12 protein-coding genes are annotated in these 11,760 nt (G+C 60.6%); 3 read left to right on the top strand and 9 right to left on the bottom strand.

All coding sequences use genetic code 11. The annotated features are described in order from the left end of the window. The first annotated feature begins 41 nt into the window (after positions 1-41). Positions 42-221 (top strand): hypothetical protein, encoded by a 180-nt coding sequence (locus QMM04_RS08160; protein WP_010617609.1) that lies wholly within the window; start codon positions 42-44, stop codon positions 219-221. A gap of 54 nt (positions 222-275) precedes the next feature. Here the strand turns inward: QMM04_RS08160 and QMM04_RS08155 are convergent, their stop codons facing one another. The 4 genes from QMM04_RS08155 to QMM04_RS08140 all read right to left on the bottom strand — a co-directional run bounded on the left by QMM04_RS08155 (position 276) and on the right by QMM04_RS08140 (position 4,508). Next, on the bottom strand, positions 276-1,052 hold the full coding sequence (locus QMM04_RS08155) for a DUF3750 domain-containing protein (protein ID WP_021506578.1): 777 nt from the start codon (positions 1,050-1,052) through the stop codon (positions 276-278). Between the two features lie 123 nt (positions 1,053-1,175). Continuing rightward, positions 1,176-1,940, bottom strand: coding sequence for an SDR family oxidoreductase (locus QMM04_RS08150; protein WP_282995969.1), 765 nt, complete (start codon positions 1,938-1,940; stop codon positions 1,176-1,178). Positions 1,941-1,950: 10 nt separating this feature from the next. Next, positions 1,951-3,138, bottom strand: coding sequence for an arabinose transporter (locus tag QMM04_RS08145; protein ID WP_275028239.1), 1,188 nt, complete (start codon positions 3,136-3,138; stop codon positions 1,951-1,953). A gap of 53 nt (positions 3,139-3,191) precedes the next feature. Beyond that, positions 3,192-4,508, bottom strand: a complete 1,317-nt coding sequence (locus QMM04_RS08140; RefSeq protein ID WP_238561655.1) for an amidohydrolase family protein — start codon at positions 4,506-4,508, stop codon at positions 3,192-3,194. A gap of 140 nt (positions 4,509-4,648) precedes the next feature. On the opposite strand from QMM04_RS08140, the gene QMM04_RS08135 reads away from it, so the two are divergent. Then, entirely contained in the window at positions 4,649-5,557 is a 909-nt protein-coding gene (locus tag QMM04_RS08135; RefSeq protein WP_275028238.1) for a LysR family transcriptional regulator, read from the top strand. Between the two features lie 6 nt (positions 5,558-5,563). On the opposite strand, the gene QMM04_RS08130 is transcribed toward QMM04_RS08135, so the two are convergent. From QMM04_RS08130 to QMM04_RS08120, 3 genes are all read right to left on the bottom strand, one after another. After that, entirely contained in the window at positions 5,564-5,932 is a 369-nt protein-coding gene (locus QMM04_RS08130; protein WP_275028237.1) for a hypothetical protein, read from the bottom strand. 125 nt (positions 5,933-6,057) lie between these two features. Next, positions 6,058-6,978, bottom strand: a complete 921-nt coding sequence (locus QMM04_RS08125) for an NADP-dependent oxidoreductase (protein WP_275028236.1) — start codon at positions 6,976-6,978, stop codon at positions 6,058-6,060. Between the two features lie 20 nt (positions 6,979-6,998). After that, complete coding sequence (locus QMM04_RS08120) at positions 6,999-7,442, bottom strand: ester cyclase (protein ID WP_264442226.1); 444 nt, start codon at positions 7,440-7,442, stop codon at positions 6,999-7,001. A gap of 95 nt (positions 7,443-7,537) precedes the next feature. Here QMM04_RS08120 and QMM04_RS08115 point away from each other — a divergent pair, with 95 nt between their 5' ends. After that, complete coding sequence (locus tag QMM04_RS08115; RefSeq protein WP_282995968.1) at positions 7,538-8,449, top strand: LysR family transcriptional regulator; 912 nt, start codon at positions 7,538-7,540, stop codon at positions 8,447-8,449. A gap of 113 nt (positions 8,450-8,562) precedes the next feature. Here the strand turns inward: QMM04_RS08115 and guaA are convergent, their stop codons facing one another. Both guaA and guaB read right to left on the bottom strand, forming a co-directional pair. After that, the gene (gene guaA / locus QMM04_RS08110) at positions 8,563-10,143 is read right to left on the bottom strand and encodes a glutamine-hydrolyzing GMP synthase (protein ID WP_021506569.1); all 1,581 of its coding nucleotides are present in this window, start codon (positions 10,141-10,143) and stop codon (positions 8,563-8,565) included. A 72-nt stretch (positions 10,144-10,215) separates the two neighbouring features. Beyond that, positions 10,216-11,682, bottom strand: coding sequence for an IMP dehydrogenase (gene guaB, locus QMM04_RS08105; RefSeq protein WP_282995967.1), 1,467 nt, complete (start codon positions 11,680-11,682; stop codon positions 10,216-10,218). Between the last annotated feature and the right edge of the window lie 78 nt (positions 11,683-11,760).

Here is an 11,760-nt window from a genome sequence, read left to right as displayed (position 1 = left end):
GCTACAATCAGCGTTGATCCCTAATCAGCTGGAGAGCAGTGATGTTTAACGTGGATGATTTTGTGCAGGCGAAAACCGGTGGTCCAAAAATGCAGGTGTTGCGCGTTGCGGGCGATACGCTGTGGTGCGCCCGCGTTGACGATCCGATCAAAAAAGAGATCGAGGTGAAGGCCGACAGCGTCAATCTCTATCATGAAGACGGGGATTTCGGCGTCTGTTAACGGCTGCGAGCCCGCGCCGCCCGCGAACCGATGCTGTCGCGGCGCGGCGCTGTCTCAGGGCTTATCCTTCTGTAAATTATCCTGCCCCACCCCGCCGATAAACGGCAGCCGCAGGCGCAGCGGGGTGAAATCCAGCCCCAGATTCAGTCCCAGCAGATTCACCTCCACGCCCTCTTCCGCTCCCAGCGTGACGCCCAGCACGCCGAGCAGCGACAGCTGCACGCCGCGCCCGGATGGCGGCAGGCCAAGCGGATGCAGCAGCGAACGGAAATCCTTACCGATGGCATTGGCGGGCAAATCAAGCTTCAGCGCCGGCACTTCACGGCCAATGTGAGCGAGGAAGGTGTTGCTGTTAGGGCCCGGCCACGCATGATAGGTGTTGGGCCACGGATAGGATTGAATCGCCGCTTCAATCTGCGGGATCATCGCCTGCGCAGCCGCACCGCGATGTGACACCAGCAAACGCGGACGCGCACCGTACCAGTAGCCGTCCGGCAGATTGCTGTTGCGCCGCACTTTATCGCCGCTGCCCCAGCTGATCACCTCATAACGGTTGTAGCGGGTTTCTCCGGCGCGCTTAAAGATAATCCACGGATGCACCGCCACCGCACCTTTCCAGCCGTAGGTCGGCGCGGCATACACCTGCACAATCGCCTCACTGGCGAAGCGCTGCGGATCCGGTGCCAGCCCGGCCGAATCACGGCGCGCCGTCGCCCAGCCACCGCGTTCGGTGGTGAACTCACCGCTGCGCGTCGCCTGCGCCAGGCTGGCCGCCAGCGACAGTAACACCACACAGAGAAAAGAGAGTAAAACAGCTTTAACAGGCAACATGCATGAACATCCCGGTGGTGAAAAAACGCTCCCGCCATGATGCGCCGAAACGGCAGCGTCTGTATTCACCAACTATGCGGTGGACAAAAAATGCGTTGCGGTGCCCGGTCAGCTGATTTTTCCTTAGTCAGGCAGGGCGATACCACTGATATCGGCGCATATCGCCAGCAACTGCTGCTGCAGCCGTGGATTGCGCGCCTGCGGATTGGCCGCCAGCGCCTGACGGTGATAAAAGTACTCTCCGCTGACCCGCGCCTCATCGGCGGTGGCTAACCACACCTGGGTACGATGCGCCTGATCAAGATCGTCGGGTGCCCCGGCACCGCCCATTTTGGTCGGCACCCAGCCTGGCTCCAGCGCATTGCTGTATATCTGCGGCCAGCGCCGGGCGATGGCTAACGCCAGTATGGCATCATGCAGTTTACTCTCAGCATAAGCCTGCGAAGCGTGCCAGCGCCGCCGCTGCCACAAAATATCATCCAGGTTAGCTTCGGCATGATGATGCATGCCGGAGCTGAGGTAAATCAGCCGCTGCGGCCGTTCAATCAGCGCCGTAAGAATATAGGGTGCCAGCGTGTTGATGGCGAACAGATGCGGCAGGCCATCTGCGGTTAACTGATAAGGCTCGCGATAGCCAACCGCCACGTTATGGATCACCGCATCAAATCTGCCGAGCGCATTAACCTGCTGCGCCACACTGCGGGCGCCGGCGATGGTTATCACGTCGCCGCTGACCACGGCTTCAGCCTGCGGTAGCGCCTCCTGCGCAGCGCGGGCACGCGCGGCGTTGCGTCCGTGCAGCACCACCTGATGGCCCTGCTCAACCAGTAGTTCAGCCGCCATCAGCCCGAGGCCGGTGGATGAACCGGAAATAAAAATACGTGACATGGAAAACTCCTTAAGCGTGAAGTGAAGCGGCGCGCGATGTCAGCGCCAGCAGCGCACCGAGCAGCGCACAGGCCGCACCAAACAGATAGACGGCGGCATAGCTGAAGTGGCTGGCGATGGCACCGGCAATCGGTCCGGAAATACCATAAGCGATGTCGAGAAAAGCAACGAAGGCGCCCATGGCGCTGCCGCGACTGGCCGGCGGCACGCGCTTCAGCGCTTCCACGCCGAGGGCGGGAAAGATCAGCGCACAGCCAAGACCGGTAATCAGCGCGCCGGTGAGCGCCAGGGTTTCGTCAGGCGCAAACCACAGCAGCATCTGCCCCAGCGCCTCCACCAGCAGTGAATAAGCCGCCACGCGGTAGCCACCAATGCGATCCGGCAGATGTCCCAGCACCAGGCGCACGGCGATAAAACCAATGCCAAACGCGGTCATCACCCAGCCGGCCAGCTGCCAGTGGCGCGCGGCGAAGTAGAGCGAGGCGAAGGCCGTCAGGCCGGCCAGTCCGACGCCCTGCAGCATCAGGCCACAGCCTTCACGCCAGATGCGGCCAATCACCCGATAGAACGGCAAACGTGTTCCCCCGACCGCGCGATAACCGCTGGCAGCCGTGGCGATGAGCGCCGCCAGCAGCGGAGCCGCGATGCAGGCCAGCATCGCCGCCGCTAAGCCGACGTGCTGATACAGCATCATACCGGCAGGGGCACCGAGCGACAGCGCGGCAAACATGGCGATACCGGTCCAGGACATCGACAGACCGGCACGCTGTGGCCCGACCGAGGCGATTGACCAGGCCACGCAGCCGGTGACGAACTGGCTTTCGCCCATACCCGCCGCCAGCCGTCCGGCAATCACCAGCGCCAGACTGACCGCCGGTGAAAAGCCCGGCAGCGCGGCCAGCCAGTAGAGCACGCCAGCCAGAGCACACACCGCCGCGCCCTGCAGCGCCGAGCGCTTACCGCCAACGCGATCGGTCAGTTGACCGGCGTAACCGCGCGTCAGCACGGTGGCAACAAACTGTATCCCGATCACCAGCCCGACCCACAGGTTGCTGAAACCGAGATGCTGATGGATAAACAGCGGGATTACCGGCAGCGGCAAGCCGACCGCCAGATAACCGCAAAACAGCGCGGCAATCACGCCGGTCGCTGGTCGCGACAAATGCGCAGCTTCAGCCTGCGCGCTTAATGCAGACATAACAGCCTCCATAAATGAACAGACAGCGCGGCAGGCCGCCGCGCTGCGGAAAATCAGGCAAACAAAGGATGGTGATAGCCGCTGGCATTCAGCAGATAGTCGCGCGAAGCGGTGATTTCCGCGTTCAGCTGTGCCACATCGACGTTGAGCAACTGACCATGACGTTTACGCAGTTCACCCGCTACCATCACGGTATCAACATCAGCGCGTTGCACCGCCTGCACCACCGTTGCCGTCACGCTGGTCAGCGGGAAAACGCCAATACCATCGGTGCGCAGCATAATGACGTCGGCCTGTTTACCTGGCGTCAGCGTGCCCGTTTGCTGCTCCAGCCCGGCCGCACGCGCGCCGTTAATCGTTGCCGACCGCAGTACGGCTTCCACGCTAATCGGTGCCGGTACGTCGCTTTCGCCCCGGAAGCGGCGATAGCGCATCGCTGAGCGCTGCTGGTTAAACAGCGCCTGCATTTCACCGAACAGATCGCTGCCGAAGGCGGTATCGAGATCGATACCGAGCGCCGGCGTCATTCCGCGATCGACCGCCTGCTGCCAGGCAAAGCTGTCGTCGTCGAAACCAAACAGCGCATCCGAACGCGGATTCACGGTAATGTTGACGCCCGCGTCCGCCAGCTGCTGCCAGGTGTGCGCCGGTACGCGCGTGCAGTGGTTGAAAATGTTGTGCGGACCCAGCAAGCCGGCTTCGGCAAACTCCGCCGGCAGTTGCGCCAGGTCACCAATAAACTCGGTGAGAATGCGCATATCCAGCTCGCGCGCTACGCGCCACCACGCCAGGTTGAGCTGACCAAACAGGCCAACCTGCACGCGACTGCCGGCGTGGTTCCAGCGGCTGGCGAGACGGGCCAGATCGCCCGGCAGATGATCGCTGGAAGCCTGCTTATCCATTGCTGCGCCAACCATGTGCAGCGCACGAATCCCGCTCTCCTGCAGCGCGTCGAGCGCCGCATCGGTATGCGCCGGACTGCGTGAACTGTGGCAGGCATCAATCACCGTGGTGATGCCGGCATCCAGGCATGCCAGCGCCGTCAGCCGGGTGCTGAGGTACATATCCAGCGGACGGTAATGCGCGCCGAGCGTTTCTGCCACCACATCGATATAGACAAACAGGTCGTCAACGTTGGGCATCAGGCGGCGCATCGCACCCAGCCACATATGGTGATGCGCATCCACCAGGCCTGGCATCACGATATGGCCGCGGGCATCAATCACCTGCGCATCGTCGGCGGAAAGATTTTCCCCCACGGCGGCGATACGATCGTCCTCAATCAGCACATCGCCACAGACGAGGTCGGGCACGCTGGCGTCCAGCGTCAGGATAGTGCCGCCTTTAAAAAGGGTGCGCCGTACAGTCATAACATTCTCCTCAAAAGGGATCAGGAATCCGGCGTTCAGTGCCGGTCGCGTTTCGGGGCACACAATAAGTTGCAGCGCATTTTTGATAAAGGTAGGCTCAGGCAAATGATCTTTGCTGAAAATCAAAGATGGAGAACAGGATGAGTTTTGATGGCCGACTATTATCCGGCATGAGCGTGCTGGCAGCCGTGGTTGAAGCCGGCAGCTTCAGCCGCGCCGGCGACGTGCTGGGGTTGTCCGCCTCGGGCGTCAGCCGGGCGATTTCGCGACTGGAACAGCGTCTCGGCGTGCGCCTGCTGGATCGCACCACCCGCACCCTGCATCTCACCAGCGAAGGTGCCAGCCTTTATGAGCGGGCGGCGCCGCATCTGGAAGGCATTGAAGAAGCAGCAAACTACGTCTCCGGCGCCGCCGTGACGGTGCGCGGTACGCTGCGCGTGAGCCTGAATCCGCTGTTTTCCCGCTATGTGCTGGCGGCAAAGCTGCCGCTGCTGCGTGCCCGTTATCCGCATCTGGAACTGACGATTTTGCAGCAGCCCGATGTGGGCGATTTGGTGGCAGAAGGTATTGATGTGGCGGTGCGTTTCGGGCCACAGCCGCCGTCCACCATGACCTCACGCCTGCTGTTACAAACGCGCGTCCTGACGGTGGCCGCTCCGGACTATCTGGCACGCTGTGGCCGCCCGACGCAGCCGCAGCAGCTGACTGAGCACAATTGTCTGCAATACATCGATCCGCGCAGCAATAAGCCCTTTAGCTGGGAGTTTCATCGTGGCACGCAGCGGCTGACGGTCGCCACCCACGGCCATCTGACCACAACCGATCCGGATTTAATGGTACAGGCGTGCGTCGGCGGTGCCGGCGTGGCCCAGGTGCTGGCGCTGAGCGTGCAACATCTGATCGCCAGCGGTGAACTGGTCGAACTTTTCCCCGACTGGCCTGACGAAACCTATCCGCTGTTTATCACCCGGCCTTCGCGCCGTCTGGCCCCGGCGGCGGTGGAGGCATTTCTCGGGTTTTGCCTGGAGATTTGTGCGGAACAGTCCTGACGTGAATTACCGATGACCCTCAGCGCGTGTTTGCCGGTAATAGCCCACCAGCTGAACGATGAAGGTGAGCGTTGCGAGTAAAAACAGTATCCCACCCAGGGGAATGGTGCCGAGCAGGAACCAGCCCATGACGCCTAATTCATACAGCAACTGGCCGCGATCTTCTCCCAGGATGTAACAGGGATGCACGTTGCCTTCGTCCAGCTGGCAGCCCGCCAGACTGGCGACATATCCCGCGCCCATCGCGCAGATCAGCGGCAGAAACGCGAGAAAAGCCGTACCGCACAGCATCACAAGATAGAGAATGATGATGGATGTCAGCGGGCGTTTGCCAGGTGGTGCGCGCTTGCCCGCGGCTCTGAAATTAAACAGCACGTTTCCTCCTGAAGCCTCTGCCGTTAACGCCAGATTATTAACACATCCTTATCCCCTGCGACAAACCGGTAAACAAACGCCTGCGGGGTAGCGGGCGCGTTTTTACTGCGACATGACGCCAGGCGTTAAGGATTGGCGCGGATAATCACTTTGCCGCGCGCATGGCCGGTCGCCACCTTCTCCAGTGCGGAGCGTGCATCATCCAGCGTAAAGATAGCGTCGGTGATGACCTGTAACTGCCCGGCCTGGAACAGGCTGCTCGCCCGGGCAAGATACGGCGTCGCGCTGGCGAAGAAGACAAACTCGCCGTGCTGGCCGCCGACGGGCGTGATGCCAAACTCCACCAGCGTGGCAATGCGCCCGCCGGCGCGCAGCACGGACCAGGAGCGGCTCAGCGTTTCGCCGCCGACGCTATCTATCACCAGGTCGATATCGCGCGTTGCTGCAAAGTCCTGCGTGCGGTAGTCAATCACTTCATCGGCGCCCAGACTGGTCACCAGCGCGTGGTTTTTCGCCGACGCCGTGGCGATGACATAAGCGCCCGCCTGATGCGCCAGCTGGACGGCCATGCTGCCGACGCCACCCGCTGCGGCGTGAATCAGCACGCGCTCGCCGCGCTGCAGCTGGCCCACATCGAACAATGCCTGCTGCGCGGAGCCAAACGCGGTAGGCAGCGCTGCGGCCTGTTCAGCGCTCATCGCTGCCGGGACAAGGCATACGTCATCGGCGGCGATCACCAGGCTTTGTGCAAAAGCCCCGCCTGCGCCAGGTGGCGTGCGTCCGAATACGCGATCGCCCGCGTTTAAATGGCTCACGTGATCGCCAACCGCTGTAATCACGCCGCAGAAATCCATGCCCGGCACGTAAGGCAGGTCCACCGGGAAAACCTGCTGCATGTGCCCTGAGATGATTTTCACATCCAGCGGATTAACGCTCGCCGCTTCAACCTGTACCGTCACCTCATCCGGACTGGCGGCGCGAAGTTGACGTTCGCCAATCGTCAGCACATCGGCGGTGCCAAACGTATCAATCAATGCTGCTTTCATTATCAACTCTCCGGTCTGATTCAGGCTTGTGGCGGAAACTGGCCAAGCTGGAGGAACAGGCCAAACCAATCCTCCATGTGCCAGGTGGTGATCAGACGGCCGTCCTCCAGCGCATGGAACTCATGCAGCCGGAAGCTGACTTTCTTGCCGGTCGGCGCGATACCGAAAATTTCGCCGAGATGGGTGCCGCTGATTTCCGCCCGCGCCGCGATGCGGCCCGGTTCCTGAATCATGTCATGCACCACGATCTTCACGTCCGGAAAGGCCTGCGCCAGCATGCGAATGATCGGCTTGATGCCCTCCGGTCCGGCAACTTGTCCTGGCGCCAGCGGAATGTCTTCCCATGACGGAGCCAGCACGCTATCGACCAGATCGGGGTTATTGTCGCTGAAGGCCTGATAGAGCGTCTCTACCGCCTGTCGTTCAATTTTGAGCCGTTGTACGTATTCTGCTGCTGGATTCATCGTTATTCACTTTCAGGTGGGGGTTGGTTGTGGAATTTTGCGCAGCGCCCTATAATTCGTCCAACAAATATTCAATATGAGTGATTATTTGCCGTATGGATTTTCATGGCATCGATCTCAATCTGTTAGTGGCTTTTGACGCGCTGATGAACGAGCGCAACGTCACGCGGGCGGCAACCCAGGTGGGCGTCAGCCAGCCGGCGATGAGCGCCGCTTTGTCGCGATTACGCACCCTGTTCGGTGACCCGCTGTTCATGCGCAGCGCGGAGGGTTTACTGCCAACCGCGCGTGCGCGCGATCTGTCCGGCCCCATCGCCGGGGCGTTGCGCCAGCTCGAAGCGACGCTGGTGGCAAAGCCCGTATTTGCAGCGGAAAAAGCGCAAATAAACTTCAAACTGGGCGTGTCGGAGTATCCGGCTTTCGTGTTGCTGCCTTCGTTAATGCAGGCGCTACAGGACGCCGCCCCCGGCGTGTCATTGAATGTGCAGGCGTTTACCAACCGCGATCACGCGGTCGATTTGTTAGATGCCGGCGCGATTGATGTCGCCATCGGCGTCATGCCTACGCACAGCGATAGCCGCATCATCTCCCGGCCGGTATTGCGCGACGAATTTGTCACCATCGTCGCCAGCAACCATCCGGCGGCCAGACGCGGCATGGATATGGAGAGCTACCTGGCGCTGCCGCATATTCTGGTCTCGCCGGAAGGTGAACTGTACGGCCTGGTTGATCAGGTGCTGGCGCAGCAGGGTAAAAAGCGCCGGCTGGGGCTGACGGTCCAGCAGATGTTTACGGTGCCGTCTATCGTGGCGCAAACCCACATGACGGCGACCGTGATGAAGCGCGTGGCACTGCATGCGCAGGCCAGTCGCCAGCTGGTGCTGTTCCCTCCACCGGTGTCGTTGCCCGAAATGGTGTTCAACCTGATCTGGCACCGGCGCAGCGACGCGCATCCCGCCCAGCAGTGGTTCAGGGAATTTATTGAACAACAGGCGGCACGGCTGTAGGCGCTGTGTGTGGGTTCTGCGCGGATAGGACGATGCGCAAGATGGCAGGATAAAAAAGCCCGCTGTTACGCGGGCTTTGAGACTTCAGGTGCTGGCGGTTGCCAGTGCGGGCGTTATTCCCACTCAATCGTCGCAGGCGGTTTACCTGAAATGTCATAAACCACGCGTGAAATGCCGTTCACTTCGTTGATGATGCGGTTGGAGACGCGGCCGAGGAAGTCGTACGGCAGGTGCGCCCAGTGGGCCGTCATGAAGTCGATGGTTTCGACAGCACGCAGGGAAACTACCCAGTCGTATTTACGGCCATCGCCCATCACGCCGACGGAGCGCACCGGCAGGAACACGGTAAAGGCCTGGCTGACTTTGTTGTACAGATCGGCTTTGCGCAGCTCTTCGATAAAGATGGCATCGGCACGGCGCAGCAGGTCGCAGTACTCTTTCTTCACTTCACCCAGTACGCGCACGCCCAGGCCCGGGCCCGGGAAGGGATGGCGGTACAGCATGTCGTAAGGCAGGCCGAGTTCCAGACCGATTTTACGCACTTCATCTTTGAACAGCTCTTTCAGCGGCTCAACCAGGCCCATCTTCATCTCTTTCGGCAGACCGCCCACGTTGTGGTGCGATTTGATCACGTGCGCTTTACCGGTAGCTGAAGCCGCCGACTCAATCACGTCCGGATAGATGGTGCCCTGCGCCAGCCATTTCACGTCGGTCAGCTTCAGTGCTTCTTCGTCGAACACTTCCACGAACACGCGGCCGATGATTTTACGTTTGGCTTCCGGATCGTTCTCGCCCGCCAGCGCGTCGAGGAAGCGCCCTTCTGCCGCAACGTGCACGATGTTCAGACCAAAGTGGTCGCCGAACATGTCCATCACCTGCTCAGCTTCATTCAGACGCAGCAGTCCGTTATCGACGAACACACAGGTCAGGCGCTCGCCAATCGCGCGGTGCAGCAGCATCGCGGTCACGGACGAGTCCACGCCGCCGGAAAGGCCGAGAATCACGCGGTCTTCACCTACCTGCTCACGGATGCGCTCTACCGCATCTTCGATGATTTTGGCTGGCGTCCACAGCGCTTCACAGCCGCAGATGTCGCGCACAAAACGCTCCAGCATGCGCAGGCCCTGACGGGTGTGCGTCACTTCCGGGTGGAACTGCACGCCGTAGAAACGCTTCTCTTCGTTGGCCATGATGGCAAACGGGCAGCTTTCGGTGCTGGCAACCGTCACGAAGTCTGCCGGGATCGCCGTGACTTTGTCACCGTGGCTCATCCACACGTCTAGCAGCGGTTTGCCCGCCGCGCTGATGGCATCTTCGATATCACGCACCAGCGCGCTCGGGGTTGTCACTTCAACCTGCGCGTAACCAAATTCACGCTCGTTCGAGCCTTCAACCTTACCGCCCAGCTGCATCGCCATGGTCTGCATGCCGTAGCACACGCCCAGCACCGGCACACCAGCGTTGAACACATATTCCGGCGCGCGCGGGCTGTTGTGCTCGGTGGTGCTTTCCGGGCCACCGGACAGGATGATGCCGTTCGGGTTGAACTGGCGGATTTGCTCTTCGGTGACATCCCACGCCCAGAGTTCGCAGTAGACGCCCAGCTCACGCACGCGGCGCGCGACCAGCTGCGTATACTGAGAACCAAAATCGAGGATCAAAATGCGATGTTTATGAATATTTTCAGTCGTCATTGAGGCGTTTCCATTGGGATGGACTTAATAATAAAAGCGCCCGGCTGGAGCCGGGCGGGAAATCTTACGGGATTATGAACCCATGCGGTAGTTCGGTGACTCTTTGGTAATGGTCACATCGTGCACGTGGCTTTCGTTGATGCCGGCGCCGCTGATGCGCACGAACTCGGCTTTGGTGCGCAGATCGTCGATGGTCGGGCAACCGGTCAGGCCCATGCAGGAGCGCAGGCCGCCCATCTGCTGGTGCACGATCTCTTTCAGGCGGCCTTTATAGGCAACGCGCCCTTCGATACCTTCCGGCACCAGTTTGTCGGCGGCGTTATCGCTCTGGAAGTAACGGTCAGACGAGCCTTTGGACATCGCGCCCAGTGAACCCATCCCGCGGTAGGATTTGAACGCACGGCCCTGGTAGAGCTCGATTTCGCCCGGCGATTCTTCGGTACCGGCCAGCATTGAGCCAACCATTACCGCCGACGCACCCGCGGCGATGGCTTTGGCGATGTCGCCAGAGAAACGGATACCGCCGTCAGCGATGACCGGAATACCGGTACCTTCCAGCGCTTCAACCGCGTCGGATACCGCCGTGATCTGCGGTACGCCAACGCCAGTAACGATACGGGTAGTACAGATGGAGCCCGGGCCGATGCCCACTTTCACCGCGCTCACGCCCGCGTTAGCCAGCGCCAGTGCGCCTGCACCGGTCGCCACGTTGCCGCCGATGATTTCGAGGTCTGGATATTTTGCGCGGGTTTCACGGATACGCTGCAGCACGCCTTCGGAGTGGCCGTGCGAGGAGTCGATCAGCAGTACGTCAACGCCCGCAGCGACCAGCGCATCAACGCGCTCTTCGTTGCCGGCACCGGCACCCACCGCAGCACCGACGCGCAGACGACCCTGCGCATCTTTACAGGCGTTAGGTTTACGCTCGGCTTTCTGGAAATCTTTAACGGTAATCATGCCCAGCAGGTGGAAGCTGTCGTCAACAACCAGCGCTTTCTCGACGCGTTTTTCGTGCATTTTCTGCAGCACGACTTCACGCGCTTCACCCTCTTTCACCGTCACCAGGCGCTCTTTCGGCGTCATGACCGCGGTCACCGGCAGCATCATATCGGTCACGAAGCGCACGTCACGACCGGTAATGATGCCCACCAGCTCGTTGTCAGCGTTAACCACCGGGTAACCGGCGAAGCCGTTACGTTCGGTCAGCTCTTTCACCTCGGCCAGCGTGGTGGTTGGCAGCACGGTCTGTGGCTCCGTTACGACGCCGCTTTCGTGTTTTTTCACCTTGCGAACTTCATCCGCCTGGCGCTCAATCGACATGTTTTTGTGGATAAAGCCCAGACCGCCTTCCTGCGCCAGCGCAATCGCCAGACCGGCTTCGGTCACGGTGTCCATCGCTGCAGACAGCATAGGAATGTTGAGACGGATGTTTTTGGTCAGCTGGGTGCTGAGATCGGCCGTGTTGGGTAAAACAGTGGAGTGAGCGGGAACGAGCAGGACGTCGTCAAATGTGAGGGCTTCTTTCGCGATTCTTAACATTGCAATATCTCCACCTGGGGCGTTTAAAACAGATAAAATATTGCCGCGGCATTATACAGGCCGAAATCGGTTGCCTCC

This window comes from Pantoea sp. Pa-EAmG (assembly GCF_030024295.1).
Classification (GTDB): domain Bacteria; phylum Pseudomonadota; class Gammaproteobacteria; order Enterobacterales; family Enterobacteriaceae; genus Pantoea; species Pantoea dispersa.
This window is presented reverse-complemented; position numbering and strand designations above follow the sequence as displayed.

Bases quoted from the DNA above. Each gene is read 5' to 3' on its own strand.
- QMM04_RS08160 (WP_010617609.1), top strand. From the start codon at position 42: ATGTTTAACGTGGATGATTTTGTGCAGGCGAAAACCGGTGGTCCAAAA.
- QMM04_RS08155 (WP_021506578.1), bottom strand. From the start codon at position 1,052: ATGTTGCCTGTTAAAGCTGTTTTACTCTCTTTTCTCTGTGTGGTGTTA.
- QMM04_RS08150 (WP_282995969.1), bottom strand. From the start codon at position 1,940: ATGTCACGTATTTTTATTTCCGGTTCATCCACCGGCCTCGGGCTGATG.
- QMM04_RS08145 (WP_275028239.1), bottom strand. From the start codon at position 3,138: ATGTCTGCATTAAGCGCGCAGGCTGAAGCTGCGCATTTGTCGCGACCA.
- QMM04_RS08140 (WP_238561655.1), bottom strand. From the start codon at position 4,508: ATGACTGTACGGCGCACCCTTTTTAAAGGCGGCACTATCCTGACGCTG.
- QMM04_RS08135 (WP_275028238.1), top strand. From the start codon at position 4,649: ATGAGTTTTGATGGCCGACTATTATCCGGCATGAGCGTGCTGGCAGCC.
- QMM04_RS08125 (WP_275028236.1), bottom strand. From the start codon at position 6,978: ATGAAAGCAGCATTGATTGATACGTTTGGCACCGCCGATGTGCTGACG.
- QMM04_RS08120 (WP_264442226.1), bottom strand. From the start codon at position 7,442: ATGAATCCAGCAGCAGAATACGTACAACGGCTCAAAATTGAACGACAG.
- QMM04_RS08115 (WP_282995968.1), top strand. From the start codon at position 7,538: ATGGATTTTCATGGCATCGATCTCAATCTGTTAGTGGCTTTTGACGCG.
- guaA (WP_021506569.1), bottom strand. From the start codon at position 10,143: ATGACGACTGAAAATATTCATAAACATCGCATTTTGATCCTCGATTTT.
- guaB (WP_282995967.1), bottom strand. From the start codon at position 11,682: ATGTTAAGAATCGCGAAAGAAGCCCTCACATTTGACGACGTCCTGCTC.